This is a genomic window from Aeromonas sp. YN13HZO-058 (assembly GCF_001921245.1).
In the GTDB taxonomy this organism is placed as follows: domain Bacteria; phylum Pseudomonadota; class Gammaproteobacteria; order Enterobacterales; family Aeromonadaceae; genus Aeromonas; species Aeromonas allosaccharophila.
In genome coordinates, this window is sequence record NZ_MQSY01000078.1 from 26,786 (window position 1) to 53,583 (window position 26,798).

The following is a 26,798-nucleotide window of genomic DNA, read 5'->3' on the forward strand; positions in this document are numbered from 1 at the left end:
TATGAGATACCTGATATCGTTGGCGGTCTCCTGTGTGGTGGTGTTCTTTCTGTTTCTGGGAATGAACAAGCTGATCACACCGGATCACCGGGAGCTGGTGGAGAAGGATGACGTCACCATGACCGATTTCATCCGCCTCAAGCCCCAGGAGACCCTGCAAGAGAAACAGCGGGAGCTGCCCAAACCGCCGCCGCCCAAGCGTCCGCCGCCTCCTCCCGAGATGGAAGTGGCCAGCACAGATCGGCCGAAGATGGATAGCGCGCCGATGGACATGCCCAAGCTCGACATCCCGGTCAACATCGGTGGTGGCAACGCACTGGGTGCCTACAGCACCGGCGGCGGCGGTGGCGGCGTCGGTGGCAACAATGGTGCCATTCCGCTGGCGACCTTCGAGCCCATGATGCCCCGCAAGGCGGCACTGGCGGGTCTGGCCTCCGGCAAGGTGCTGGTGGAGTTCACCGTCACCGAGCGCGGTACTGTCAGCAACGTGCGGATCGTCAAGGAAGAGCCGCGCAGCTATGACCTCGGCAAAGAGGCGCGCAAAACCATCGCCAAATGGACGTTCAAACCGGCCATGGTGGATGGCAAGCCGCAGGCGAGCCGGATGCAGCAAGAAATCGAGTTTGCGGTCAACTAAGGAAGGTGGCGATGAACAAGTTACACAAGATGATCCTCGCCCCGGTCGCCATGGCGGTGCTGCTCAGCACCGCCAGTTGGGCCGCCGAGCAGCCGACCCTGTCGGATCGGGCCTATCGGGCGGTCAACAAGGCGCAGGAGCTGATCACCGAGAAGAAATACGGCGAGGCAAATGCCAAGTTGCAAGATGCGCTCTCTGGTGCGGGCGAACGGGTCTACGACAAGGGAGTCATATTGCAAACCCTCGGTTTCGTGGCCGCCCAGCAGGAGAAATACGGTCAGGCGACCAAGTACTTTGCCGATGCCATCGCGACAGGCGGCCTGCCGCCACCGGTGGCCCAGCAGGTGCGCTACAACCTGGCCCAGCTCTATATGGCTGAGGGCAACTTCCAGGGGTCGATCAAGACCATGAAGGAGTGGTTTGCCAACCAGGGCAAGGATGACAAGCCCAACTCCCATGCCTATATCACCCTGGCCAACGCCCACGTGCAGCTCAAACAGTACCGTGACGCGATCCCGGCGGTGGATCAGGCGATCAAGCTGTCGGCAGGTAAAGCGCCGGAGTCCTGGTATCTGCTGAAAATGGGCGCTCACTACGAGCTGAAACAGTACAAACCGGCGACCGAGGTACTGACCTCTCTGGTCAACATGTTCCCGGAGAAGAAGAAGTACTGGACCCAGCTCTCGGCCATGCATATGCAGGCGGGGAATGATGGCAAGGCACTGGCGGCGCTGGAGTCGGCCTACAACCTCGGCATGCTGACCGAGGCCGCCGAGCTGCAGCGGCTGGCCAACTACCTCGCCTTCAGCGGCATTCCCCATCGCGCTGCTCGGGTGATGGAGAAGGGGATGAAGGACGGGGTGATTGAGCAGAGCGCCAGCAACTACAAAACCCTGGCCAACTACTGGCATCAGGCCAAGGAGCTGGATCCGGCCATCGACACCCTGGCCAAGTCCTATCAGCTGGCCCCGAGCGCCGAATTGCAGTTGAAAATGGCGCGCATGATGATCCAGAGCAAGCGCTATCAGGATCTGGTGGCGCTGGCCGCCAAACCGGCAGCTAATGCCAATGGTGAGCAGCGTGCGGATCTCAAGTTCCTGACCGGGGTCGCCTATTTTGAGCAACAAAAGCCGAAGGAAGCGCTCAACGCCTTCACCCAGGCGGCTCAGAATGGGAACGTCAGCGGTCGGGCATCCCCCTGGATCAGCTTCCTCAAGGAGCAGGGTGGCGCGGGGGAGGCAGCCGTCCAGTAATGCCAATGACAACTACCTGTAGTCCCTTTTATGGTTGCCTGGTGGCTCCATTAACCGCTCTTCGGAGCGGTTTTTTTATGGCGGCAGCCAGCACCTGCTGGTGGCCGAGGCGCTGTTTTATCCCTTTTCATGCCAATAAAGAGCTTTTGTCGACATTGGTCTATCTCCCCCGATGTGACAAACGTTTCAGCCACCGCGGCAACCGTGACACCAGTTGGCGCAGCGCCGTGGTTAATGGGAGCTCGGGGGGCCTGCTCGCTGGGCACCAGTACCGTTCATCTTTCTCTCAGCTGCGACTTGTTAGGGTGGCTTTTGCCTTGTTGATAAGCGTCACACCGAAAACGGCCACTTTTAACAAGAAAAGCAACATATCGAAGTTGAAATTTTGGCCGACTCAGGAAAGAATGCGCGCTCGGTTATTGGCGCCGTGGTGCAGGTTGACCCGCCATCGGCAGACCGAGGATAAGACGGCCTCCGGCCCATTTGGTACAGGAAACCACACAGGAATTTTATGAATCCCCTTCGCACTGCCGCTTCGGCCCTTTTATGCACATTTGCGCTGGTCAGCCAGCAGGCTGCCGCCGTCGAGTACCGTCTGCCTGCGGCCAACAGCCGCCTGATCGGTGAAAACCAGCAATACGTGGTGCCTGCGGACAACCGTCCGCTGGAGCAGATCGCCTCCGACTTCCAGCTGGGTCTGACCAACATCATGGAAGCCAACCCGGGCGTTGATCCCTATCTGCCGAAGGCGGGTAGCACCCTGATCATCCCCCACCAGCTGATCCTGCCCAACGCGCCGCGCGAAGGGATCGTTATCAACGTTGCCGAGATGCGTCTCTACTACTATCCGAAAGGGAAGAACGTGGTAGAAGTGCTGCCTATCGGGATCGGCCAGCTGGGGGTCAACACCCCGGAAAACTGGATCACCAAGGTAGAGCGCAAGCGCGCCAACCCGACCTGGACCCCGACCGAGAACATCCGTCGCCGCTATGCCGCCCAGGGCAAGACCCTGCCGGCAGTATGGCCAGCCGGCCCGGATAACCCCATGGGTCTGCACGCCCTCTACATCGGCAACCTCTATGCCATCCACGGCACCAACGCCACCTTCGGTATCGGTCTGCGGGTGAGCAGCGGTTGTGTGCGTCTGCGCGCTGACGACATCAAGTATCTGTTCGACAACGTGCCGGTCGGCACCCGCGTCCAGTTCGTCAACCAGCCGGTCAAGACCACGGTCGAGCCGGATGGCGGTCGCTACATGGAAGTACACGAGCCGCTGTCGCGCAACGAAGAGGAGTTCAACTCCACCGCTTCCGTGCCGCTTCCGATGACCCCGGCCATTACCCGCTTCATCGCTCACGCCGAGTCTGACTCCAACGTGGTCAAGCAGGTACTGGAACAGCGTACCGGTATGCCGACCCGCCTCAATCCCTGATTGAGCAAGTTGGCGGTGCTACGCGCACCGGCTGGATAAAGAAAACGGCGACCAGATGGTCGCCGTTTTTTATGAGGCATTCGCCGCCTGGTTACTGCACGCAGACCGGGCAGAAGGCGTAGGTGCCTTGCGGGTCGTTGAAGCGGGTGAGCGGGTCGAGGCTGCGGTTTACTTCAACCAGCGCCTTGCCAAATCCCGCTGGCAACCAGCTTTGTAACTGCGGAGCCAGCACGCCGGCACTGCTGTCAAACAGCTGGCGCAGGAACTTGTCTTTGGCAGACTCCTCCTGCTCGATGGGGGTCACCTGCCACTCCTTGAGGTTGGCCAGCTCGGCGGCGGCCTTGATGGCGTCATCCAGATTGCCGAACTCGTCCACCAGACCCAGGGTCTTGGCATCTTCACCGGTCCAGACGCGACCTTCGGCCGCTTTCTCGGCCTCTTCCGGGCTCAGGCCTCGGCCCTTGCTGACCAGACCGATGAAGCGCTGATAGGTATCCTCCACGCTCAGCTGGATCGCCTGACCGACGTGATCCGGCAGGGCGCGGGTCGGGCCGACGCCGACGTAATCTGTGGTGCCGACCCCGTCGGTATGGACACCGAACTGGGCCAACGCCTTGTCGATGGTGGCGAACATGCCGAACACCCCGATGGAACCGGTGAGGGTGGTGGGGGAGGCGAAAATCTTGTCCGCATCGGCGGAGATCCAGTAACCACCGGAGGCGGCATAGCTGCCCATGGAGACCACCACCGGTTTGCCTGCCTGTTTCAGGGCCAGCAGCTCGGCGCGGATCTGCTCGGCGGCGAAGGCGCTGCCGCCGGGGCTGTCGACCCGCAAGACCACGGCTTTAACCTTGTCATCGCGGCGGGCATCGGCCAGCAGATCGGAGAGGGTATCGCCACCGATGGTACCGGCAGGCTGCACGCCATCCATGATGGCGCCGCTGGCGACCACCAGACCCACCTCATCCTTGCCGCTCTGGGGATACTGTTCGGGCGCGGCAGCCAGATACTCTTTCAGGCCGACCCCTTTCCAGCCGTGATCGTCCGCTTCACCAACCTCTTTAATGACCGCCTGGGTCATCTCGTCGCGGGTAGCCAGCTGATCCACCAGACCGTTGTCGAGGGCGTAGTTGGCGGCATTGCCACCGGCTTTGCGCAGCAACTCGAGGAAGCGCTCCTTGCCCGGCGCGACCGCATCGGGTTCGATTTCGCGCTGTTCGGCGACATCGGCCACATAGGATTGCCACAGCTGATCCAGCCAGCGCTGGTTCGCTTCTTTGCTCTCGGGGGACATCTCGTCGCGGGTATAGGGTTCGACGAAGGATTTGTAGGTGCCGACCTTGAACACGTGCGGGGTGATGTTGAGCTTCTCCAGCGCCGACTTGAAGTAGGTCTGGTAGACGCCAAGCCCCTCGATCACTACAGCGCCGCTCTGGTTGAGCAGCACGTGATCGGCGTGGGCCGCCAGCAGGTACTGGCACTGGCTATAGAAGTCGGCCATGGCGATCACCGGTTTGCCGCTCTCCTTGAACTCATCGATGGCGCTAGCCACCTCCTGCAGTTTGCTGAAGTTGGCCCCCTGCAGCCCTTGCGGTTTGATCACCAGCGCCTTGATGCGCTCGTCATCCTTGGCACTCTTGATGGCCCACAGCAGGTCGGAGAGAACGATCTCGCTCGGCTGTTCGTCGCTGCTGTCCATCTGGCGCAGCAGTTGTACTGTGGGATCGGTCTGGGAGCGTTGCTCCACCAGCACGCCGTTGAGATTGAGGGTCAGCGCCCCTTCGATGGGAGCCTGAGGGGCCTCTTTCTGGCTGACGCTGAAGACGATGACCAGCACTACGATGAGAAACAGCAGATTGACCAGCATCAGCCGGGTGAAATTGAGCAGGCGCCACAGGCTGCGGAACAACCAACCCAGACCTTTGAAAATAGACATAGTCGCGTTATCGCCCTGTTAATGGGTAGAGAAGGGTCATTATTAACCAGTTGCGGGCGAAATTGCCATTTCCCACTGGTGGATCCCGCCTATCTTCGTTCAGGGCACGGCTGTTCGCTGAAAGTTTGTCCAAACATTTGTTTGAAAAAGGATTTTCGATTCTTTACTCTAGCCTCAGTTTGATAACAAAAAATTAACTGGAGGCATCGTGAGCCGCTATCCGACCTTGCTGACCCCGCTCGACCTTGGTTTTACCCAACTGCGCAACCGGGTGTTGGGCGTTGTTCCATGCACCCTGGCTTTAAAGAGGAAGGCATCATGAGTCGCTATCCCCATCTGCTGACGCCCCTTGACCTCGGTTTTACCCAGCTGCGCAACCGTGTGTTGATGGGCTCCATGCATACCGGCCTCGAAGAGGAGAAGGGCGGTTTTGACAAGCTGGCCGCCTTTTATGCCGAGCGAGCCCGCGGTGGCGTTGGCCTCATCGTCACCGGCGGTATCGCCCCCAATCTGCGCGGTCGGCTGGTGCCTCACGGTTCGCAGTTGAGCTTCCCCTGGCAGGTGAGCAAGCACAAGAAGGTGACCAGCGCCGTGCATCAGGAGGGGGGCAAGATCGCGCTGCAGATCCTCCATGCCGGTCGCTACGCCTACCATCCGTTCAGTCTGGCGCCGAGCGCCCTCAAGGCCCCCATCTCCCCGTTCAAGCCGCGCGCCATGAGCGAGCGGCAGATCCGTGGCACCATCCGCGACTTCGCGGCTACAGCTGCGCTGGCCAAGGCGGCCGGTTATGACGGCGTCGAGGTGATGGGCTCGGAAGGTTATCTCATCAACCAGTTCATCTGCGAGCGTACCAACAAGCGCACCGATGGCTGGGGCGGTAGCAGCGAAAACCGTATGCGCTTCCCGGTGGAGATTGTCCGCGCCATCCGCGAGCGGGTTGGCACCGACTTCATCATCATCTTCCGCCTCTCCATGCTGGATCTGGTGGAGCAGGGCTCGACCCTGGAAGAGGTGATCGCCCTTGGCAAAGCGCTGGAAGCGGTGGGGGTTACTCTGATCAACACCGGCATCGGCTGGCACGAAGCGCGCATTCCCACCATCGCTACCAGCGTGCCGCGCGGCGCCTTCAGCTGGGTCACAGCCGAGCTGAAAAAGCACCTCAAGGTGCCGCTCATCACCACCAACCGGATCAACACTCCGGAGGTGGCCGAGCGCATTCTGGCGGGCGGCGAGGCGGATATGGTCTCCATGGCGCGCCCCTTCCTGGCGGATCCCGAATTTGTCATCAAGGCGGCCGAGAACCGTGCAGACGAGATCAACACCTGCATCGCCTGCAATCAAGCTTGCCTCGACCATGTGTTCAAGCAGAAGCGCGCCTCCTGTCTGGTCAATCCCCGCGCCTGTTTCGAGACCGAGCTGACGTTCGGTCGGGTGCCCCAGCCCAAAAAGCTGGCAGTGGTGGGAGCAGGCCCGGCCGGACTGGCGTTTGCCTGCTACGCCGCCGAGCGCGGCCATCAGGTGAGCCTGTTCGATCAGGCGAGCGAGATTGGCGGCCAGTTCAACTTCGCCAAGCAGATCCCGGGCAAGGAGGAGTTTCACGAAACCCTGCGCTATTTCGCCAAACGGCTGGAGAAGTGTGGCGTCGAGCTTTACCTTGGTCAGCGCCAGAGTGCCGAGAGCTTGCTCGGCGGCGGCTTTGACGAGGTGATCCTCGCCACCGGTATCCGCCCGCGTACCCCCAACATCCCGGGGATCGAGCATCCCAAGGTATTGAACTACCTCGATGTATTGCGGGATCACAAGCCGGTCGGCGAGAAGGTGGCGGTGATCGGCGCTGGCGGCATCGGCTTCGATGTGGCCGAATTCCTTGTGGAGAAAAGGGTTGAGACAGATGCCGGGAGCCACCGTGATCACTGGCTCAAGGAGTGGGGCATCGACAAGCAGCTTGGCGAGCGCGGTGGCCTCACCACTCCTGAAGTCGATGCACCCGAGCGCCAGATCTGGCTGCTCCAGCGCAAGGAGAGCAAGGTGGGTGACGGCCTTGGCAAGACCACCGGCTGGATCCACCGTACCGTGCTCAAGAACCGCAAGGTGGAGATGCTCTCCGGCGTGCAATATCTGCGCATCGATGACGACGGGCTCCATATCCAGGTGGGCGACAAGCAGCAGTGCCTGCCGGTGGATCAGGTGATCATCTGCGCCGGGCAGGAGCCCCTCAAAGAGCTGCAGGCTGGGTTGCAGGCGGCAGGCAAGCCGGTGCATATCATCGGCGGTGCCGACGTGGCTGCCGAGCTGGATGCCAAGCGGGCCATCCGGCAGGGGGCCGAGCTGGCTGCGGTCATCTAGCCAGCTGTGCCATCCTACCCTTTATAGTGCGATAAACCCCTGAGCCTCAGGGGTTTTCTTCATTCGGTGCTGTGCTAAGGTAGCGCCATCATTGCCCCAGAGAAGGAATTGCCCATGGATGCCCTCACCCTGTTGCTCAACCGCCACTCCTGTGGCCGTCTCGCCGATCCCGCTCCTGCCGGAGAGGTGCTCGACAATATCCTCAAGGCGGGCCTGCGCGCGCCGGATCACGGCACCCTGACTCCCTGGCAATTCATTCTGTTTGAAGGGGAGGGGCGCGAGCGGTTGGGCAAGCTGTTGGCCGAGGCTGCCCGTGCTCGTGGCGAGGATGACGATAGCGTCAAGAAGTGCAGCGAAGCGCCGCTGCGGGCGCCCTTGGTCGTGGCGGTGGCAACCCGTTATCAGGAGCACCCCAAGGTGCCGAAACTGGAGCAGGAGCTCTCCGCCGGTTGCGCCCTGATGGCGATGCAGATGGCGGCGCAGGCGCAGGGCTTCAACGGCATCTGGCGCTCCGGCTGGTTTATCTTCGATGCTCAGATCAACAAGGGATTGGGGTTGGCGGCGGAAGATCAGCTGGTGGGCTTCCTCTACCTCGGCACCCCCATGCTGGAAGCGCGCAAACTACGCGAACTGCCGCGTGATGAGTTTGCCCGCCGTTTCTGACACCTCGGTCACGTTGCGCTAGAAAAAGTAAAGCCTCGAGAAATCGGGGCTTTTTTGTTTAACCGTGAATAGTAACCAGAGTGGTTGGGGAAAATAAATGGGTCAAAGAGGCTTCGCGCGCCATAGCAGGTAATTATTTAAATAGTGCGATGTACCTCGCAATCCTGTTGTATTTCACTATGTAAAACGTTTGCGCATTCGATAATATCTCCCTGCCAGTTTAGAAGGGCACTCCTTCTAATTTTTCTGCGATGAGAGTCGCAATTCCGTAGCACCTTTTAACAGCCCAACGTCTTCGTGACATTGGGCTTTATTTTTTATGGGGTGTCGGGGCGGCGGTGAGCTGATGGCGGCATCGGCTCACCGCCCGGTTGGCTACCTTATGCCCTGTTTTTGGCTGGCAGGATCCGGGCAGGGTTGCCGACTACCCGAGCTCCGGCCGGTACATCTTTGGTGACTACGGCACCCGCGCCGACGATCGCCTCCCGCCCTATGGTGACGCCGGGCAGCAAGATGGCGCCACCCCCAATCCAGACCTTGTCTTCAATGGTGACCGGCAGTGCCGTCTCTGTTCCCTGAATCCGTTCGTCGGCCTCCAGCGCATGGGCTGCGGTATAGATCTGCACATTTGGCCCAATCATCACGTTGGCACCGATGCGGATGGGGGCATTATCCAGCAGGGTCGCCCCCATATTGATGTAGGAGTCCTTGCCAAGCTGGATATGGCGGCCATAGGTGCAGTAGAGGGGCGGGCAGATAGAGGCGTTCTCTGCCAGTTCGCCAATCAGATCCGCCAACAGCGCCCGCTGCTCTGCTTCCTCTTCCGCCTGATTGAAACGGCGGTAGCGCCGTGCCGCCTCCCGGCGCAACTGGGCTAATTCCGGAGCCATGCAGTTGTAAGGTTGGCTGCTGATCATCTTCTGGTATTCGCTCATGGAGGTTCCTTTCCTTCATCTGTCATGGGATTGGATATTGGCGCCAATACGGCAGGAGGAACGTGATCATCCACCCGATACGGGCAGAACCAGATTGGCAGGTCTGCCTTCGGCAAAGGCCAGTACATTCTCGAACGCCACGCGAAAGTAGAGTTCGTAGCTGTTTTGCTCCACATAGCCGAGATGAGGTGTCGCCAATACGTTGGGCAGGCGCAGCAGGGGCTCGTTTTGTGGCGTTGCCGGTTCGATGTCAAACACATCGATCGCGGCCCGTTTCCCAGGATGGTTGCATAGCTCTGCATAGAGGGCGCCCGGCTCGATAAGCTCGGCCCGGCTGATGTTGACCAGCAGGGAGTCCGCTTTCATCAGGGCGAGATCGGCCCGGTTAACACAGCCGCAGGTTGCTTCGTTCAGACGCAGATGCAGTGAGAGGATATCGGCCTGACTGAAGAATGTCTCCTTGCTGGAGGCGCTGGTATAGCCATCCAGCTCGGCCTGCCTGCGAGAAGCCTCACTGCCCCATATCAGTACCGACATGCCAAATGCCTTGCCATAGCGGGCGATCCGTTGGCCTATCTTGCCGTAGCCCCAGATGCCGAGCGTCAGCCCATGCAGCGTGCGTCCCAAACCAAGGTCGCCAGATTGCTGCCATTGGCCTTGGCTCAAAGCCTGGCTGTAAGCAGGTATATGGCGGGAGGCGGCCATGATGAGCGCCCAGCAGAGCTCGGCGGGAGCAATAGGGCTGCCGCTCCCTTCTGCCACTGCAACGCCGTACCGCAGGCACAGTATCGGGTCGATATGCTGGCTGACTTTGCCGGTCTGGCTGATGAATTTAAGGGTGGGAAGCTGTATCAGCAGTTGTTCGTCGATGCGGGTACGCTCGCGGATCAGCACCAGTGCTTCCACATCTGCCAGCTTGGCGGCAAGTTGTGCCAGATCGGGTTCGCTCTGGTTGAGGACGGTAACGTCATGACCCGCCAGCAGGGCAAAGCAGGGGAGGTGGCGCACCTGATCCTGATAGTCATCCAGAATAGCAATTCGCATAAGAAGTCCCTCTCGGCTGCGTTGGCTCGGACCGCTATCTTACCGGAATAAAGGTGTCTGTTGTATTCAAATGAACACAGTTAGAAGGGCGGGTGATCAAGCCTATGTCCACGGACTGGGAAGAGCTCGGCAGGCCAAAACAATCAGGGCCCCCGAACGGGAGCCCTGATTGTATGAGGTCGGCGTTAATGCTGCCCGCACTTAGCCGTGCTTGCGGCCAGAGAGGCGGCACCACTCTTCTTTGACGGCGGTCGGGTCCATCTCGAACCACTGACCATAGATGGCTTCCAGCTCCGGCGCCTGGCTCTCCAGCACGCCGGAGAGGGCCATCAGGCTGCCCGCTTTGCCGTGGCCGGCAATAAGCGGCGCCAGTTCGCGCAGCGGGCCGGCCAGGATGTTGGCGACCACCACGTCCGCTTCGACGTCTTGCGGCTGGTCGGCCGGCAGGTAGAGTTCAATCTGGCCGGCGACGCCGTTACGCTCGGCGTTGTCGTGGCTGGCCTGGATGGCTTGCGGGTCGATGTCGATGCCGATGACGCGGGCGGCACCCAGTTTCAGGGCGGCGATGCCGAGAATGCCTGAGCCACAGCCAAAGTCGACCACGGTTTTACCGGTCAGATCCAGCCCGTCCAGCCACTGCAGGCAGAGGGCTGTGGTGGGGTGGGTACCGGTACCGAAGGCCAGGCCCGGGTCCAGCATGACGTTGACCGCATCAGGATTTGGCACATCGCGCCAGCTAGGGCAGATCCAGAGGCGCTCGCCAAACTGCATTGGGTGGAAGTGATCCATCCACTCGCGTACCCAGTCCTTGTCTTCCAGCTGTTCGACCTTGTAGCCGACGTTTTCGCCGAAGATCTGCTGGAAGAAGGCGATGGTGGGGGCCGGATCGGTTTCGGCATCGAACAGACCCATCACTTCGGTCTCGCCCCAGAGCGGGGTTTCACCGGGCATGGGTTCATAGACGGGCACATCCTTGGCATCCATAAAGGTCACAGCCTGGGCTCCACGCCCCAGCAGCATGTTGCTCACCTTGTCTGCGGTCTTGGCAGTGGCGTTGATTCGAATTTGTATCCAGGGCATGGCGTCGACTCTTCATAAATGTGAAACCGCGAGATTCTATCATCATGGGGCTGTGCTGTCGTGGTTTGCCCATGATGTGGGGGGATATGGGGGGGCTTTTGCCGGATTGGCACGGTTCCTGTATTGCTCTATGCAGGCGAAGACGATCGGTTTTCGCTGAACGCTTTGCTCAAGTTCCGTCATCTTTCACTGCCACCCTTGGGTGGCATTTTTTTTTCAGCCCTTGTTTGCCTGGTAAGAAATCTGCCAGACAAAAAAAAAAGAGCAAGGTCGACACCTTGCTCAAGGACGGGCTGGCGCCGCTTTGGCGCATTCATGCTGCTGTTGGCACGGCAGATGCAAAGAAAAATGTGTCCTGCATAAGGATATGTGTGTGATTGTTACCCCAATGTTCAGGTATTCAGGCCATTTCTCGCGAANAGATGCAAAGAAAAATGTGTCCTGCATAAGGATATGTGTGTGATTGTTACCCCAATGTTCAGGTATTCAGGCCATTTCTCGCGAAATGGCCTCTTTTTTGGCTGATTGCCGGACGTTGGCCTGCTGCTGGCTGGCATGAGTGCCGCTGGTTGTGCCCGTTTGGGGCATCTCCTTGGTGAACTTATCCCATCATGGTGCGTTTGAGGGCTTAGTTGGCGAAGTCGCTCATGTCGATCACCAGCTTGCCTACCATACGGCCCGCCTCCACCTCGGCATGGGCCTGAGCCAGCGTGACCGGGGTCAGTGACGGGATGGTTCTGGTCAGGGTGGTCTGCAATACCCCTTCATCGACCAGTGCTGCCACCCGGCCGAGCAGGCGGTGCTGCTCGATCATGTCCGGCGTCTGGAACAGGGAGCGGGTGAACATGAACTCCTGGCTGAAGGTGACACTCTTGCTCTTGAGCAGGGAGAGATCCCACGGCTCGCTCGATTCGGCGATGGTACAGATATGGCCAAACGGGCGGATCAGCCCGGCCATGGTGGCCCAGTGCTCGGCAGTAGCGTTGGTGCAGAAGATGGCATCGACCTGAGTGATGCCAAGGGCGGTCAGCTCCTCCTGCAACTTGTGGTGGTTCACAACCTGATGGGCGCCCATTTCGAGGCACCACTCACGGCTCTCTGGGCGGGATGCGGTCGCAATCACCTCCATGCCGGTGAGCTGGCGAGCCAGCTGGATGGCGATGGAACCCACGCCACCAGCGCCGCCGATGATCAGCAGTTTGCCACGGCTCTCGCGGGTGAGGGCGAAGCGCTCGAACAGCGTCTCCCAAGCGGTGATGGCGGTGAGCGGCAGGGCGGCGGCTTCCACATCGCTCAAGCTGGTGGGGGCGATGGCGGCGATGCGCTCATCCACCAGTTGCAAGGCGCTGTTGCTGCCCGGGCGACTGATGTCGCCGGCATACCAGACCCGGTCACCCGCTTTGAACAGGGTGACTTCGCTGCCGATGGCGATCACTTCCCCCACCGCATCCCAGCCCAGCACTCGGGGCGCGCTTTCAATTTTGGCCTTGGGGGAGCGCACCTTGGTATCCACCGGATTGACGGAGGTAGCGGTGACGCGCACCAGCAGATCCCGCGGACCCGGAACGGGATCGGGCAGGTTGGCGGCGATAAAGCAGTCGGGGTGGTCGCTTGGCAGATAGTGAGTCAGGGCAATGGCTTTCATGGCTTTTCCTTTCAAATCGCTGTGTTCGGGATTGCCACTCACTCTAGTCTGGTTGATTATCAAGATTAAGATGGGTAATCGGTAAAGACTGTTTGAATATATGAACAATGTCGATCTGGAGTTGATGGGACTGTTCGCCACTGTGGTGGAGCAGGGGAGCTTTACCCGAGCCGCCGAGCTGCTCGGTATGCCCAAATCGTCGGTGAGCCAGAAGATCTCGCGGCTCGAATCCCAGCTCGGGGTGCGGCTGTTGCAGCGCACCACCCGCAGGTTGAGCCTGACGCCGCAGGGGGAGCTCTATGTGGAGCACTGCCAGGGACTGCTGGCACTGGCCCGCAGCGCCAATCTGGCGATGGCGCGGCTGCGCTCGGCCCCGGCGGGGCGGGTGCGGATCACCGCCCCCGAGGCGACCGGCACCCTGCTGCTTGGTCGGATCCTCGCCGAGTTTCGCGCTCTATATCCCGAGGTAGTGCTGGAGCTGACCCTGAGCGATGAACAGCTCGATCTGGTGGGGGAGGGGTACGATCTGGCGCTTCGGGCGGCGCCGCTGAAAGACTCCAGCCTCATCTGTCGGCGCATCGGTCAGGTGGCACGCCATCTGGTGGCCGCACCTGCCTATCTGGCGGCCCACGGCATGCCGCAACAGCTGAGCGAGCTGGGCCGTTATGCCTGTCTGGTGCACTCGGCCATGCCGGTGTGGCCATTGCAGGAGGGGGGCTGGCGGCCGCAGGGGGCCTGTGTCAGCAACAGCTTGCTGGCGCTGCGGGAGATGGCGCTGCATGACGGGGGGGTTGCCTTGTTGCCCCACCATGTCTGTGAAGGGGATTTGGCGGCGGGGCGGTTGCAGAAGGTGTTGCCGGATCAGCCCATTCCGGCCAACCCGTTTTACCTTATCTATCCGAGTCGGGAGCATCTGGCCCCCGCTCTGCGTACCCTGATGGATTTCGTGGCCGAGCGGTTGCCGTTCGCCTGAGTTACCAGCTGCTCTGGCTGGCCGACTCCTGATTGGGTTTGAGGCCGAGGGGCACCGACTGGCGCTCCGCCAGCATGCGGATCTGCCCTTCGATCAGGCTGGCACTGGGGCCCAGCACCAGCACCAGCTGGTGGTCGTTGAGCTGGATCCAGGAGAGGCAGCCCAGCCCCAGCAGGCGGGATTGATCCACCAGCGAAATATCGCGCACCCGCAGGCTGAGGCGGGTGAGACAGACGCTCATCGCCACCAGATTGTCCATCCCGCCCAGCACCTTGAGGTACTGGATCGCCAGCATCTGCGGGTCGGAGGGGGCAACACTGGCGAGGCGCGGATGCTCCACTGCGATGGGCTTGCTCGGCATGCTGAGGGGGGCGCGCTCCAGCAGCTGATAGAACAGCAGGGTGTAGGCGACGAAGAACAGGATACCGACCGGAATGAGCCAGAAGCTGTGCTCACCGGATTGATAGCTCAGCACCAGATCCAGCAGTCCGGCGGAGAAGTAACTGCCCACCTTGATCCCCAGCCCGCTGCAGACCGCCAACGATAGCCCGGTCAGCAGGGCGTGGGCCAGAAACAGCCAAGGGGCGGTAAAGGCGAACAGAAACTCGATGGGCTCGGTGATACCCACCAGTGCCGAAGTGAGCGCCAAGGTGAGCAGCAGCCCGCCCTGTGGCAACCGCTGCATCCGCTGGCGGTGCAGCCAGATGGCAAAACAGGCGCCCGGCAGGCCGAACATGATGATGGGGTAGAGACCGGCCACATACCCTTCATGAAGGGGTTGGGCGGCGGCCAGCGCCTGCAGGTTGCTCTCGCCAAGGCCGATGACGCTGCCCAATACCTGATGCAGCCCGAGCGGGATCAACAAGCGGTTGAGGGTGCCGTAGCAGAAGGCGCCAAACGGCGTGGTGAGCAGCTCGGAGGTGAGCAGGGTCAGCCCGCGCTCCAGCGGCGGCCACAGCAGCGAGAGGGGGATGGCGATCAGCAGGCAGGCCAAGGCCGAAACCAGCAGGCTGGGAAACTCCCCCTTGGCGATTTGCAGCCAGCGAGGCAGTGTTTGCTGGTGAACCCAGGGATAGATGATGGCGGTGGTGAGCCCCGCCAGCAGGCCGCAGATCATGTCGGCGTGCAGGTTGGGGGCCAGCGTGTTGAAAGCGGTGCTGAGCAGCAGGAAGTTGACCGCCCCCGCCAGCGTCTGTCCGCCCAGCTCCTGCCGACTCAGGCCAAAGGCGATCGCCACCGCATAGATGAGCGGCATCTGGCTGAAGATCGCCTGACCGGTGAGGGAGAGCACCGCCAAATCGAGTACGTCGGGTTGCCCAAGCCGGTAGATCAACGCCGCCATCGGCAGGATGGAGACGGGCAGCAGCAGGGCATAACCGAGCCGCTGCAGGGCTTGAGTGACGACTTGTCGAGTGGCTTTTACGGGCATACAGCGGCTACTTTTTGTGACTTGGCGCACAGTTTAACCGGAAACCACCCATTTGGGGATAGTTTTGGAACCCCTAATTTATCTTTTTATTATTTCTGCTCGAAAAGCTCGCGCACTTCCCGCGAGGGTGGCGCCGTTAGCAGGCTCACCGTGATAAAGATCACCAGTGCCAGCGTGAGGCTCGGCACGATGGCGTGCAGGCCAGCCAGCTTGATCCCCCACTGACTCAGTACCCCATAGCTGACGATGCCGCTGACCATGCTGGCCAGCGCGCCCGGGCCGTTGGCCCGCGACCAGTAGAGGCCGAGCACCAGCGGCCAGAGGAACACTGCCTGCAGACCGCCAAAGGCGAGCAGGTTGAGCCAGATGATCATCTCGGGCGGTTGCAACGCCGCCAGCAGCACCAGAGTGCCGAGGATCAGGGTACAGAGCAGGGAGAGGCGCGGAATGCGCACCTCGAGCTTCTCCTGTTTCGGGCTGAGGTAGTTGAGGTAGAGATCTTTCACCAGAGTGGCGGAGGCCTGGATCAGCTGGGAGTCGATGGTGGACATGATGGCCGCCATCGGTGCAGCCAGAAAGACCCCGGCCAGCCAGGGGGGCAGCACTTCCATCATCAGGGAGGGCATGATCTTGTCCGGACTGTCCATGCCGGGCAGGATGGCGCGGCCGAGGGCGCCAGCCAGATGCATGCCGAACATCAACAGGGCGCTGACCACGGTGCCGATCAGAATGCCACGATGGAGCGCCTTGCTGTCGCGATAGCCAAAGCAGCGCAGCGCCGAGTGGGGCAACCCCACCACCCCGACACAGACCAGGATCCAGAAGCTCAGCATAAAGGGCTGGGTCAGCATGTCATCGGCCCCTTGCGGGCTCACCAGCTTGGGATCGATCTCCCTGAGCTGGTGGATAAGGTTCGGCAGACCGTCACCGGCAATCAGGATCCCCGCCAGCAGGGCGCCGGTGCCGATCAGCATGATGATCCCCTGCAGGGCATCGGTCATCACCACCGCACGGAAGCCGCCGATGATGGTGTAGAGCAGCACGCAGCTGGCAAAAAGCATCAACCCCTGCTGGTAGGAGAGGCCGGTGGCGGTCTCCAGCAGGCGGGCACCGCCGATAAACTGCACCACCATGGTCGCGATAAAGGCGAGGATGATGGTGACGGAGCCGAGGATCACCACCGCCTTGCTCTGATAGCGGGCCCACAGCATGTCGTTGATGGTCACCGCATTGACCCGGCGGGCGATGATGGCGAATTTCTTGCCAAGTACACCCAGGGTGAGCCAGACGGTGGGCAGCTGGATCATCGCCAGCAATACCCAGCCCAGACCAATCTTGTAGGCGGCACCCGGCCCGCCGATAAAGGAGGAGGCCGAGGTGTAGGTGGCAACCAGCGTCATCGCCAGCACCAGCCCGCCCATGCTGCGGTTGCCGATGAAATACTCCTGCACGAAGTTGCCTTCGGCGCGATGGCGGCTGGCCCAAAAACCGACCCCCAGCACCAGCACCAGATAGATGACGAGCGGCAGCATCAGCTCAAGATTCATGGGATGACTCCTTGCCGGAAGGGGAGTGGGTATCGAGGGGGATCTCCACAAACAGCCGGTTCACCATCAGGGCGCAGAGCAGAATGAACAGCAGTGGCATCACCATGCAGCTGAGCAGGAACCATAGCGGCAGCCCCCACCACTCCAGCTGGAGCGGGATAAAGTAGGCGGTGCCATACCAGGCAAAGAAGTAGAACAGGGTCAGCAGCAGGCAGAAAGCTGCTTCCCGGCGGGCGAGAGCAAAACGGTTCACCTTGGCCTCCGACAAATTTGAGGGGCGCAAGGATAACAAAAAAGGGCCATGTCGCCATGGCCCTTTTTCAGCAGAGGCCCCTTGCGGAGCCAACTTCCGGCTGGATTGCAGATAAACAGCTGGCTGCTATCTGGCCGGAAGTGATTGTTCTGCCTGCGAGATCTTACAGACCCAACTTCTTGTGCAGGTAGTGGATATTGGTGCCACCGTGCTGGAAGTTTTCGTCTTTCATGATCTCTTTTTGCAACGGTACGTTGGTCTTGATCCCTTCCACCACCAGCTCGTCCAGCGCATGGCGCATGCGGGCGATGGCAATGTCACGATTCTCGCCGTAGCAGATCAGCTTGCCGATCATCGAATCGTAGTGGGGCGGTACCTTGTAACCGGCATAGATGTGGGAGTCCCAACGCACACCCAGACCACCCGGCGCGTGGAAGCGCTGCACCAGACCCGGAGAGGGCATGAAGGTGGCCGGATCTTCGGCGTTGATCCGGCACTCGATGGCATGGCCACGGATGCGGATATCCTGCTGGGTGATCGACAGGGGCTGACCGGCGGCAATGCGCAGCTGCTCCTTGATCAGATCGATACCGGTGACCATCTCGGTGACCGGATGCTCAACCTGGATACGGGTGTTCATCTCGATGAAATAGAACTCGCCGTTCTCGTACAGGAACTCGAAAGTACCCGCACCGCGGTAGCCGATCTCGATACAGGCGCGCACGCAGCGCTCGCCGATGAACTTGCGCATTTCGGCGGTGATGCCCGGTGCCGGTGCCTCTTCCACCACTTTCTGGTGGCGACGCTGCATGGAGCAGTCACGCTCGCCCAGATAGAGGGCGTTGCCCTGGCCGTCTGCCAACACCTGAATTTCGATGTGGCGCGGGTTTTCCAGGTACTTCTCCATGTAGACCATGTCGTTCTTGAAGAACTGGCCTGCTTCGGATTTGGTCAGGGCGATAGCGCCCGCCAGTTCCGCTTCATTGCGCACCACGCGCATGCCGCGACCACCACCGCCACCGGCGGCCTTGATGATCACCGGATAGCCGATGCGCTTGGCGATGGCGGCGTTGTGCTTGGCGTCGTTGTCGACGGGGCCGTCAGAGCCCGGTACGCACGGTACGCCAGCCTTCTTCATCGCTTCGATGGCGGAGACCTTGTCACCCATCAGGCGAATGGTCTCAGGCCTAGGGCCGATGAAGATGAAGCCGGATTTTTCGACCACTTCGGCGAAATCGGCGTTCTCGGAGAGGAAGCCGTAACCCGGGTGGATGGCCACGGCACCGGTTACCTCGGCGGCGGCGATGATCGCCGGGACGTTGAGGTAGGAGTCGGTACTGGCCGGTTTGCCGATACAGATGGATTCGTCGGCCAGCAGCACATGTTTGAGCTCCCGGTCGGCGGTGGAGTGAACGGCCACTGTCTTGATCCCGAGCTCTTTACAAGCGCGCAGGATCCGCAGGGCAATTTCACCGCGGTTGGCGATGACTACTTTGTCCAACATGGGTGGCGATTTCCCTTATTCGATGATGAACAGCGGCTCGTCAAATTCGACGGCCTGACCATTTTCAACCAGGATCGCTTTGATCACACCGGCCTTGTCAGACTCGATTTGGTTCATCATTTTCATGGCTTCGACGATGCACAGGGTGTCGCCGACATTGACGTGCTGACCCACTTCCGCGAACGGTTTGGCATCCGGGCTGGAGGAGCGGTAGAAGGAACCAACCATCGGGGAGCGCATCAGGTGACCGCTCGGCGCGGCATCAGCGGCAGGTGCGGCAACCGGGGCGGCAGCGGCAGGAGCTGCAACCGGAGCGGCTTGCTGCATCATCATCTGCGGCATGGCGGTGGTCACCTGACCGGAGAAGTTGCGGCTGATGCGAACGGACTCTTCACCTTCGGAGATCTCCAGTTCGGCGATGCCGGACTCTTCAACCAGTTCAATCAGCTTCTTGATTTTGCGGATATCCATTAGCATTCTCTTTCTTCTTTATCTGATCAGTGATTATCAAGCCGCGCGCAGATGGTGCACGGCCGCGGTTAAAGCGAATTGGTAGCCATCGGCCCCCAGACCACAAATGACCCCTTTGGCGACATCAGACAGATAGGAGTGATGACGGAACGGCTCCCTGGCATGGACGTTTGACAGGTGAACCTCGATAAAAGGGATGGCAACGCCCAGCAGCGCATCGCGGATGGCGACACTGGTGTGGGTGAAGGCGGCTGGATTGATGATGATAAAATCCACCTGGCCCATGGCCTGATGGATGCGGCTGACCAACTCATGTTCGGCGTTGGATTGCAGATGTTCCAGAGTGACACCGAGTTCGCTGGCGTTAAGCTTCAGATCGGCGACGATCTCATCGAGCGTCTTGCTGCCGTAGATACCCGGTTCCCGTTTGCCCAGCAGATTCAGGTTTGGTCCGTTGAGCAGGAGAATTCGGTGATTTTGCGACATATTGAGTGCATCCTCGATGATAATGCTGCTATCTATCAGCTATCTTGTGGACTACCAGAAATCTAGCCATTTTCTGCGCAAATCGGTGTGCCCTGGCACACAGATTTCGCAATTATATTGATTTCGTGAAAATTAGCAGCATTTTACTGGTCTAATCTCTACATCTGGCTATTTATTGCGCGTTTCGGTCGACAAGGCAGTCCATGACTGCCGCCCTGCTGTTTGCTGGCGGATGAGAAACGACAAAGCCGGCGCAGGGCCGGCTTTGTTGAGCAACAAACGAAGCGGGATCAGGCAGCTTCCGACTTCTCGCGAATGAGTTTGTCTACTACGCCCGGATCCGCCAGGGTGGAGATATCCCCCAGACTGTCGGTCTCGCCGGTGGCGATTTTGCGCAAGATGCGGCGCATGATCTTGCCGGAACGGGTCTTCGGCAGCCCCTCCGCCCAGTGGATCACATCCGGCGTGGCGATAGCGCCAATCTCCTTGCGCACCCACTCTTTCACCTCTTTGTGCAGCTCGCGGCTCGGCTCTTCCCCGGCGATCAGGGTGACATAGGCGTAGATGCCCTGACCCTTGATCTCGTGAGGAACCCCCACCACCGCCGCTTCGGCGATCTTGGGATGGGCCACCAGCGCCGATTCAATTTCGGCGGTACCCATGCGGTGGCCGGAGACGTTCAGTACATCATCCACCCGACCGGTGATCCAGTAGTAGCCATCGGCATCGCGACGGGCACCGTCGCCAGTGAAGTAGCGGCCGGGGAAGGTGGAGAAGTAGGTCTGCTCGAAGCGTTCGTGATCGCCGAACACGGTGCGCATCTGACCCGGCCAGGAGTCGGTGATCACCAGATTGCCCTCGGTGGCCCCCTCCAGCGGTTCGCCCACGTTGTCCACCAGCGCCGGTTGTACCCCGAAGAAGGGGCGGGTGGCCGAACCCGGTTTCAGGTCGGTGACGCCGGGCAGCGGCGTAATCAGGATGCCGCCGGTCTCGGTCTGCCACCAGGTATCGACGATGGGGCAGCGCTCGTCGCCAATGGTGCGGTAGTACCACTCCCAGGCTTCCGGGTTGATGGGTTCACCCACCGAGCCCATGATGCGCAGGCTCTGGCGCGAGGTGCCGGTGACCGCTTCGTTGCCCTTGGCCATCAGGGCGCGGATAGCGGTGGGGGCGGTATAGAGAATGGTGACCTGGTGCTTGTCCACTACCTGGCTCATGCGGTTGGTGGCCGGGTAGTTGGGCACCCCTTCGAACATGATGGTGGTGGCGCCGTTGGCGAGCGGTCCGTAGACCAGATAGGAGTGACCGGTGACCCAGCCCACGTCGGCGGTACACCAGTAGATGTCCTGTTCATGGTAGTCGAACACATATTTGAAGGTGAGGGTGGCATAAACCAGATAGCCGCCGGTGGTGTGCAACACGCCCTTGGGTTTGCCGGTGGAGCCGGAGGTATAGAGGATAAAGAGCGGATCTTCGGCGTTCATCGCCTCGGGCGGGCAGTCGCTGCTGACGGCGGCGGTCGCCTCGTGCCACCAGATGTCGCGGTGGTTGTGCCAGGCGACATTGCCGCCGGTGCGCTTGAGTACGATCACCTTGTTGACCTGGGTATCCGGGTTGGTGAGCGCTTCATCCACATTCTTCTTGAGCGGCACCGGACGGCCGCCACGCAGTCCCTCGTCGGCGGTGATCACGATGCGCGAGCCCGAGTCGATGATGCGACCGGCCAGTGCTTCCGGTGAGAAGCCGCCGAAGACGATGCTGTGTACCGCGCCGATGCGGGTACAAGCCAGCATGGCGATGGCGGCTTCGGGCACCATGGGCATGTAGAGGCAGACCACGTCACCGCGGTGAACCCCTTGTGCTTTCAATACGTTGGCAAACTTGCACACTTCGCTGTGCAGCTCACGGTAGGTGAGTTTGCGATCTTCGGCGGGGTTGTCCCCTTCCCAGATGATGGCGACCTTGTCACCCCGTTCGGCGAGATGGCGATCGAGGCAGTTGGCGGAGACGTTGAGCTGGCCATCTTCAAACCACTTGATGGAGACATGGCCCGGATCGTAGGAGGTGTTCTTGACCTTGCTATAGGGTGTCATCCAGTCGAGGATTTTCCCCTGCTCTCCCCAGAAGGCGTCCGGATTGTCGATGGAGGCCTGATACATGGCCTCGTACCCGGCCTTGTCCAGCAGGGCGCTGTCGCTGATATGGGATTTGACCGGGTAGACCTTGCTCTCGCTCATCTGTCACTCCTTTGAATAGATCTTTTAATGGTTTCTTAACAACTTATACCTTTGGTGGCGGGGGGCAATTAGACTTTTGGATAGGCGGCAACAGTTGGTTACAGGGCAAAGAGTGACAATTAATCGGTGTGCGGGTAAAAAGGGGCGTGTTGATTAATTGGAGGTGATTATGTTTTCCCTGTTGCTCTGTGCATCCCTCTGGCAGTTTGATGCGCCAGTGCCTGCTGACGAACCGCTGAAAGAGTTTGCAATCACCCATCAGGAGGCCTCACCCGCACTGCGGGATTGAGTGGCCGATCAGCTTGGTCATGCATGGCAGGCCAAAGAGCCCGGCACTAGACTCACCTTCAGGGAGCCTGCCCCCCGCTATGCTGGCGAATCACCGCTAACGCGGATGCTCAATGACCGTGATGATGGTTGGGAATCCCGCTTGCAGATTGAGTGGTAATCCGGTTGGCAGCCAGGAGGCGGATGCCTCCCGGCTGGTGATGAGCATTGCCTGCCGCTATGAGGCATAGCGCTGATGCAGGCGATCCCCCATATGCTCGACATGCAGTGGTTTGCTGAACAGATAGCCCTGTCCTTCGCCGCAGTTGAGTGACTGCAAGAAGGCGTGTTGTGCCTTGGTTTCAATTCCCTCGGCGGTGACCTCCATATCCAGACTGTCGGCCAGATTGATGATGGTACGGCAGAGCTCCCGACTGTTCTTGTCTTCCGGTAATGCCTGCACAAACGCCCGGTCGATCTTGATGCGATCGATCGGCAGAGTCTTGAGCAGACTCAGTGATGAGAAGCCGGTGCCAAAGTCATCGATGGCAATCTGCACGCCGAGATTTTTCAGGCGGGTAAAGAGAGCCAGACTCTGTTCGACCCGCTGGATGATGCTCTCCGTCACCTCAATTTCCAGTCGTTCTGGCGGAAATCCGGTCTCGGCCAGAATGGCGGCGACCCGTTCAACGTAGCCGGGGGAGCGCATCTCCCGCACCGACACATTAACCGACAAGCGGGGCACCGGCAGCCCGGCGGCCAGCCAGTTTTGTCCCTGCTCGCAGGCGTTGCGCATCACCCACTCGCCAATCTTCTCGATCAGTCCGCACTCCTCCGCCACCGGAATAAAACGGGTCGGCGCTATCATCCCCTCATTGGGGTGTTGCCAGCGCAGCAGGGCTTCCAGCCCGCTCAGGTGGCCGTTGGCCAGATTGGTCATGGGTTGATAGAAGATGCAGAGCTGTTCGAGCTCAAGGGCCTTGAGCAGACCCTGCTCAATCTGCATCCGCTCGCGGGCCCGAGCCGCCATGCAGGGGGTATAGAACTGGAAGCCGTTGCGCCCCTGACTCTTCGCCTCATACATGGCGCTGTCGGCGGCGCTGACCAGGGTTTCCGGGCTGTCGGCATGATCCGGATAGATGGCGATACCGATACTCGCCGAGATAGCCACCAGTTCATGGGCCAGCTCAACCGGTTCGCGCAAGACTCTCAGCAGGGTATTGGCGAGGGTCGCCAGCTCGTCAGGTTGCTCCAGATAGGGGATCAGCACCAGAAACTCATCGCCACCGAGGCGGGTTGCCAGATCGTTGTGCTGCAGGCAGCCGCGGATCCGCTCAGCAAGCCGCTTGAGCAGCTCATCGCCAACCCCGTGTCCCAGGCTGTCGTTGATCAGCTTGAAGCCATCCAGATCGATAAAGAGCAGCCCCAACCGTTTGCGATTGAGCTGTGCGGTTTTCAGCTCAAGGGCCAACCGCTCCTGCAACAGATGGCGATTGCCCAGCTCGGTCAGGGGATCGTGATAGGCAAGGTGATTCAGCTCGGCCTCCACCTTGCGAATGGCGCTGATGTCGGAGAGGGCGATCACATAGTGAGTGGTGTTGTTGAAGTTGTCATAAACCGCGCTGATCTGCTGCCAGGAGGAGAAGTAGCTGCCATCCTTGCGCAGGCAGACCATCTCGCCATGCCAGGCGTTGTTGCCGGGACGCAGGTGATACCAGGGATAGTCGAGGTCGGTGTAGCGTCTGGGGTGCATGATGATATCCGGGGTGCGCCCTATCACCTCCTCGGCATTGTATTGGGTCAGCATGGTGAAGGCCGGGTTAACCGACAGGATATGGTGCTCGCTGTCGAGGATGATGATCCCCTCGGCCGTGGTATCGAAGACCACGTTGGCCTGATGAAGCCGCTCCTCCTGACGGCGGCGGGCGGTGGCATTGTGAATGACCCCCATGACCCGGTGGCCGACCGACTCGGTGGCGGGCACATGGTCGGCATGAATATCAACCCAGTGCCGCTCTTTGAGGGCGGTGAGGTAGCTCAGGGTGAGATGGATGGGGTCATGGCTTTGCAGGGCCGCCTTGAGCTGGCTGCCTGATCCCGGTTCAAAGCAGTCGACGAACGCTTGCAGCCCGCCGTGGAACTGGTTGGCCTCGATGCCCAGCAGCGGCTCAATCTGGCCGTCGAACAGCAATCTGTCCTCCGCCACGTGCCACTCCCACACCCCGATTTGAGCTGCGCGCATCGCCAATTGCAGCCGTTGTTCGGTTTCATACTGCTCGGTGATGTCCCGCACGATAGCGAGGATGCCGCTCAGCTCGCCCTGTTCATTGCGCATCGGGCTGTAGGTGGCTTGCCAGCGTCGGGAGCTGCTGTCGTACGCTGCCGTTTGACCCGTGATGGCGATATCCACGTAGGGAATGCCGCTGCGCATGATCTGCTGAAACATGGGTTCCAGCGTCGGTGCCAGTTTGGGCACCACCTCTCTGAGGTGCTTGCCCTGATGTTCCTCGATGCTCTTGCCATTGATGTCGGCCAGCACCTGATTGACTTTGCGGTAGCGAAATTCGCGGTCAAAGACGCCGATGCCCAGAGGGGCGTTATCTATCAGCTGTGCTAGGACGGTGTGATCTGACAGCTGGGCCAAGATTGCCTCGGTGGCGGCGTTGAAAGGCTTCCCATCCATTATGACCTCGGCATTGATTGATTTGTCACTTGTGTCGGTTTTCAGTATGGCACGAACGGTTTCAGGGGGTGCCCAGCAGAGTTATCTTGCTGTTTGTTGAGGAAAAGTTGTGCCGTGTATCGACCATTTGCGGTGTGCGGTCACTGGGTAGCCGTACCCATATGAGGGCAATGGTGGGACTTTTTTGAGTTCATCCCACCTATTGCAAACTGAATTGGTAGCGCAGTGTCAGGCTGACGGTGGGTTGCCAGTCACGTTCCTTCATCAGCCATTGTTTCGCACCCACTTCGGTGTCCAGCGTCCATTGATCCCTGCTCCAGCTTCGCTCCAGCGTCATTCCCCATTCACGCCACCCCTCTTCGGCATCATATGCAGACATGTGTGCCTGGTTACCTCTCGTCAGCCAGAGATTAAGTGAGACGTTGGCAGGCAACGGGAGTGAATGCTCCATATACCAGATCTGGCCATAACGACCGGTCACATCATAAAGCTGGCCAATGCTCAGCTGATGTTCGTCATCCAGTTGCCAGCCAAGGCGCCATAGCGTGCCGAAACGGGTGTGATCCGCCACCTGCATCGGGCTGACCCCTACCGCGATAAAACTCTGTTGATAAAGGGGCAGCGCGACGCCCGCACTTTGGCCATCGATAAAGATAAGGCCCATCTGTGTTTCGCGTTCATAGCCGAGCCAGAGTTGCACGCTGGAGTCGGCGCTCTCTCCCGCCCGGCTGCTATCGAGTTGCCATTGGCTGCCCATGACCAGCGCCCTGGCCGGGATGGGTGAGAGCAAGGCGATGAGCAGCAGTAACCCGCGCTTAGTTGCCATACAGTCGTTGCCAGTCCCGATCCTGATGCATCCCCATCAGGTGACAGATGATGCCGGAGCGCTGGAAAGCATGGATAAGCAGTACGCTGGCGCAACAGAGCAGCATGATCAGGCCAAAACTGTTGGGCAAGATGGTGCCCTGACGAGCCGTCCACCACAGCAGCAAGGGGCCCCACAGGTGGACGAAGATGCTCTTGTGGAAGATGAAGACGGTCAGGGAGTACATGCCGATCCAGTTGAGCGGTCGCCAGCAGAGACGAATATTGCGCTGATGCAGCCACAGGATGATGCCGATCACCAGAAACTCCATGCCCCAGATCCCGGCACGGCCAGTCATGTCCAGTGCCAGCTCATGTTCGTTGGCGTAAATGTCGTTGAGTTCGACCGAGCTGGTCTCGCCAAGGCGCAGATAGATGGCGAGCGCCACCACGGAAAGGGTGAGCACCAGGCGATTGAGGCGGTCCCGCCACTGGGGACGCTGATGCCAGCACCAGCCATAGAGAAAGCCGAAACAGCCGCTGGCCATGAAGAGATCGAGGCGGGCATCCAGCTCATAGTCGGGGTGAACGTGCAGCTTCATCCAGCTGTCGATATGGCCAAGCAAGGTCTGTACACCGAACTGATCCAGCAACAGGCTGAGCACGGTCAGTACCAGCATGCCGCGAATGCCAAACCAGCCATACACCAGCGAGAAGAGCGCCAGCAGACACATCCAGAGCATCACCGGATAGAAGGAGATGGCCTCGCCGAAGTTGGGGGCGATGACTAGCCCCTCCACATAAAGCACGGCGATGATGCTGACAAACAGCATCAGCTTGCTTTTTAGCTGCGGTCTGAAGCTGGTCTGGTCACGACGACTCAGGTTGAAGGCGGCCAGGGCCAGGTAGATCTGGCTGACCCAGGGGATCAGCCAGGCCGAGACCTGAGCCGTGGTGTGATCCATGGGCAGCAGGTGGCCAGCCATGGCTTTGTGGGAGAGGTAGAAGCTGTCCCACAAGGCGTGTTCGCGAGTGAAAAAGTCGATATACCAGTAGTTGAGGTAGCCGGTGTAGTGCTCGAAGACGGCCATAAAGATGACGAGCCCTCGCAACAGGTCGAGACCCGTGATGCGTGCGTCCTGTAGAGGCATGGGGTTGCTCCTGAATCGGTTG

General features: G+C 60.1%; 21 protein-coding genes. 6 read left to right on the forward strand and 15 right to left on the reverse strand.

Annotated elements, in window-relative coordinates:
* Position 1: 1 nt before the first annotated feature.
* From BSP75_RS19835 to BSP75_RS19845, 3 genes are all read left to right on the forward strand, one after another.
* Positions 2 to 637: an energy transducer TonB gene (locus BSP75_RS19835; RefSeq protein WP_042656692.1), complete on the forward strand. Its 636-nt coding sequence runs from the start codon at positions 2 to 4 to the stop codon at positions 635 to 637.
* Positions 638 to 648: 11 nt separating this feature from the next.
* Complete coding sequence (locus tag BSP75_RS19840; protein ID WP_075114353.1) at positions 649 to 1,890, forward strand: tetratricopeptide repeat protein; 1,242 nt, start codon at positions 649 to 651, stop codon at positions 1,888 to 1,890.
* Between the two features lie 511 nt (positions 1,891 to 2,401).
* Entirely contained in the window at positions 2,402 to 3,322 is a 921-nt protein-coding gene (locus tag BSP75_RS19845) for a L,D-transpeptidase family protein (RefSeq protein ID WP_042656694.1), read from the forward strand.
* Positions 3,323 to 3,413: 91 nt separating this feature from the next.
* Here BSP75_RS19845 and sppA read toward each other — a convergent pair whose 3' ends face one another.
* Positions 3,414 to 5,258, reverse strand: a complete 1,845-nt coding sequence (gene sppA / locus BSP75_RS19850) for a signal peptide peptidase SppA (RefSeq protein WP_075114354.1) — start codon at positions 5,256 to 5,258, stop codon at positions 3,414 to 3,416.
* Between the two features lie 318 nt (positions 5,259 to 5,576).
* Here sppA and BSP75_RS19855 point away from each other — a divergent pair, with 318 nt between their 5' ends.
* Together BSP75_RS19855 and BSP75_RS19860 are read left to right on the forward strand one after the other, a co-directional pair.
* Entirely contained in the window at positions 5,577 to 7,604 is a 2,028-nt protein-coding gene (locus BSP75_RS19855) for an NADPH-dependent 2,4-dienoyl-CoA reductase (protein WP_075114355.1), read from the forward strand.
* A gap of 114 nt (positions 7,605 to 7,718) precedes the next feature.
* Positions 7,719 to 8,267 carry an NAD(P)H nitroreductase gene (locus BSP75_RS19860; protein ID WP_075114356.1) on the forward strand — a complete coding sequence of 183 codons (549 nt, stop codon included), beginning with the start codon at positions 7,719 to 7,721 and terminating at the stop codon, positions 8,265 to 8,267.
* A gap of 380 nt (positions 8,268 to 8,647) precedes the next feature.
* Here BSP75_RS19860 and BSP75_RS19865 read toward each other — a convergent pair whose 3' ends face one another.
* From BSP75_RS19865 to BSP75_RS19880, 4 genes are all read right to left on the reverse strand, one after another.
* Positions 8,648 to 9,202 (reverse strand): sugar O-acetyltransferase, encoded by a 555-nt coding sequence (locus tag BSP75_RS19865; protein ID WP_075114357.1) that lies wholly within the window; start codon positions 9,200 to 9,202, stop codon positions 8,648 to 8,650.
* Positions 9,203 to 9,268: 66 nt separating this feature from the next.
* A complete protein-coding gene (locus BSP75_RS19870) occupies positions 9,269 to 10,246 on the reverse strand; it encodes a D-2-hydroxyacid dehydrogenase family protein (protein WP_075114358.1) in 978 nt (325 codons plus the stop codon).
* A gap of 201 nt (positions 10,247 to 10,447) precedes the next feature.
* Positions 10,448 to 11,326, reverse strand: coding sequence for a 50S ribosomal protein L11 methyltransferase (gene prmA, locus BSP75_RS19875; RefSeq protein ID WP_075114359.1), 879 nt, complete (start codon positions 11,324 to 11,326; stop codon positions 10,448 to 10,450).
* Between the two features lie 628 nt (positions 11,327 to 11,954).
* Positions 11,955 to 12,971 (reverse strand): zinc-binding alcohol dehydrogenase family protein, encoded by a 1,017-nt coding sequence (locus BSP75_RS19880; protein WP_075114360.1) that lies wholly within the window; start codon positions 12,969 to 12,971, stop codon positions 11,955 to 11,957.
* Positions 12,972 to 13,071: 100 nt separating this feature from the next.
* Between BSP75_RS19880 and BSP75_RS19885 the strand changes: the two genes are divergently transcribed.
* Positions 13,072 to 13,944: a LysR family transcriptional regulator gene (locus BSP75_RS19885; RefSeq protein ID WP_075114361.1), complete on the forward strand. Its 873-nt coding sequence runs from the start codon at positions 13,072 to 13,074 to the stop codon at positions 13,942 to 13,944.
* Position 13,945: 1 nt separating this feature from the next.
* On the opposite strand, the gene BSP75_RS19890 is transcribed toward BSP75_RS19885, so the two are convergent.
* From BSP75_RS19890 to BSP75_RS19940, 10 genes are all read right to left on the reverse strand, one after another.
* On the reverse strand, positions 13,946 to 15,373 hold the full coding sequence (locus tag BSP75_RS19890; RefSeq protein WP_058052415.1) for a PTS transporter subunit EIIC: 1,428 nt from the start codon (positions 15,371 to 15,373) through the stop codon (positions 13,946 to 13,948).
* A gap of 89 nt (positions 15,374 to 15,462) precedes the next feature.
* Positions 15,463 to 16,920, reverse strand: a complete 1,458-nt coding sequence (gene panF / locus BSP75_RS19895) for a sodium/pantothenate symporter (RefSeq protein ID WP_075114362.1) — start codon at positions 16,918 to 16,920, stop codon at positions 15,463 to 15,465.
* A complete protein-coding gene (locus BSP75_RS19900) occupies positions 16,910 to 17,173 on the reverse strand; it encodes a DUF997 family protein (protein WP_075114363.1) in 264 nt (87 codons plus the stop codon). The genes panF and BSP75_RS19900 overlap by 11 nt, the downstream gene beginning before the upstream one ends.
* A 163-nt stretch (positions 17,174 to 17,336) precedes the next feature.
* Complete coding sequence (gene accC / locus BSP75_RS19905; protein ID WP_042060046.1) at positions 17,337 to 18,677, reverse strand: acetyl-CoA carboxylase biotin carboxylase subunit; 1,341 nt, start codon at positions 18,675 to 18,677, stop codon at positions 17,337 to 17,339.
* A 15-nt stretch (positions 18,678 to 18,692) separates the two neighbouring features.
* A complete protein-coding gene (accB, locus tag BSP75_RS19910) occupies positions 18,693 to 19,148 on the reverse strand; it encodes an acetyl-CoA carboxylase biotin carboxyl carrier protein (protein WP_042658503.1) in 456 nt (151 codons plus the stop codon).
* A 36-nt stretch (positions 19,149 to 19,184) separates the two neighbouring features.
* Complete coding sequence (aroQ, locus tag BSP75_RS19915) at positions 19,185 to 19,634, reverse strand: type II 3-dehydroquinate dehydratase (RefSeq protein WP_042060050.1); 450 nt, start codon at positions 19,632 to 19,634, stop codon at positions 19,185 to 19,187.
* Positions 19,635 to 19,924: 290 nt separating this feature from the next.
* Positions 19,925 to 21,871, reverse strand: coding sequence for an acetate--CoA ligase (acs, locus tag BSP75_RS19920; protein ID WP_075114364.1), 1,947 nt, complete (start codon positions 21,869 to 21,871; stop codon positions 19,925 to 19,927).
* A gap of 505 nt (positions 21,872 to 22,376) precedes the next feature.
* Complete coding sequence (locus BSP75_RS19930; RefSeq protein ID WP_083617263.1) at positions 22,377 to 24,821, reverse strand: EAL domain-containing protein; 2,445 nt, start codon at positions 24,819 to 24,821, stop codon at positions 22,377 to 22,379.
* 199 nt (positions 24,822 to 25,020) lie between these two features.
* Complete coding sequence (locus BSP75_RS19935; RefSeq protein WP_075114365.1) at positions 25,021 to 25,647, reverse strand: hypothetical protein; 627 nt, start codon at positions 25,645 to 25,647, stop codon at positions 25,021 to 25,023.
* On the reverse strand, positions 25,637 to 26,776 hold the full coding sequence (locus BSP75_RS19940) for a hypothetical protein (protein ID WP_075114366.1): 1,140 nt from the start codon (positions 26,774 to 26,776) through the stop codon (positions 25,637 to 25,639). Before BSP75_RS19940 ends, BSP75_RS19935 begins: the two co-directional genes overlap by 11 nt.
* Positions 26,777 to 26,798: the final 22 nt, after the last annotated feature.

Bases quoted from the DNA above. Each gene is read 5' to 3' on its own strand.
- prmA (WP_075114359.1), bottom strand. From the start codon at position 11,326: ATGCCCTGGATACAAATTCGAATCAACGCCACTGCCAAGACCGCAGAC.
- BSP75_RS19845 (WP_042656694.1), top strand. From the start codon at position 2,402: ATGAATCCCCTTCGCACTGCCGCTTCGGCCCTTTTATGCACATTTGCG.
- BSP75_RS19855 (WP_075114355.1), top strand. From the start codon at position 5,577: ATGAGTCGCTATCCCCATCTGCTGACGCCCCTTGACCTCGGTTTTACC.
- BSP75_RS19865 (WP_075114357.1), bottom strand. From the start codon at position 9,202: ATGAGCGAATACCAGAAGATGATCAGCAGCCAACCTTACAACTGCATG.
- BSP75_RS19880 (WP_075114360.1), bottom strand. From the start codon at position 12,971: ATGAAAGCCATTGCCCTGACTCACTATCTGCCAAGCGACCACCCCGAC.
- accB (WP_042658503.1), bottom strand. From the start codon at position 19,148: ATGGATATCCGCAAAATCAAGAAGCTGATTGAACTGGTTGAAGAGTCC.
- acs (WP_075114364.1), bottom strand. From the start codon at position 21,871: ATGAGCGAGAGCAAGGTCTACCCGGTCAAATCCCATATCAGCGACAGC.
- accC (WP_042060046.1), bottom strand. From the start codon at position 18,677: ATGTTGGACAAAGTAGTCATCGCCAACCGCGGTGAAATTGCCCTGCGG.
- BSP75_RS19870 (WP_075114358.1), bottom strand. From the start codon at position 10,246: ATGCGAATTGCTATTCTGGATGACTATCAGGATCAGGTGCGCCACCTC.
- BSP75_RS19835 (WP_042656692.1), top strand. From the start codon at position 2: ATGAGATACCTGATATCGTTGGCGGTCTCCTGTGTGGTGGTGTTCTTT.
- sppA (WP_075114354.1), bottom strand. From the start codon at position 5,258: ATGTCTATTTTCAAAGGTCTGGGTTGGTTGTTCCGCAGCCTGTGGCGC.
- BSP75_RS19890 (WP_058052415.1), bottom strand. From the start codon at position 15,373: ATGCCCGTAAAAGCCACTCGACAAGTCGTCACTCAAGCCCTGCAGCGG.
- BSP75_RS19930 (WP_083617263.1), bottom strand. From the start codon at position 24,821: ATGGATGGGAAGCCTTTCAACGCCGCCACCGAGGCAATCTTGGCCCAG.
- BSP75_RS19860 (WP_075114356.1), top strand. From the start codon at position 7,719: ATGGATGCCCTCACCCTGTTGCTCAACCGCCACTCCTGTGGCCGTCTC.
- BSP75_RS19940 (WP_075114366.1), bottom strand. From the start codon at position 26,776: ATGCCTCTACAGGACGCACGCATCACGGGTCTCGACCTGTTGCGAGGG.
- aroQ (WP_042060050.1), bottom strand. From the start codon at position 19,634: ATGTCGCAAAATCACCGAATTCTCCTGCTCAACGGACCAAACCTGAAT.
- BSP75_RS19885 (WP_075114361.1), top strand. From the start codon at position 13,072: ATGAACAATGTCGATCTGGAGTTGATGGGACTGTTCGCCACTGTGGTG.
- BSP75_RS19840 (WP_075114353.1), top strand. From the start codon at position 649: ATGAACAAGTTACACAAGATGATCCTCGCCCCGGTCGCCATGGCGGTG.
- panF (WP_075114362.1), bottom strand. From the start codon at position 16,920: ATGAATCTTGAGCTGATGCTGCCGCTCGTCATCTATCTGGTGCTGGTG.
- BSP75_RS19935 (WP_075114365.1), bottom strand. From the start codon at position 25,647: ATGGCAACTAAGCGCGGGTTACTGCTGCTCATCGCCTTGCTCTCACCC.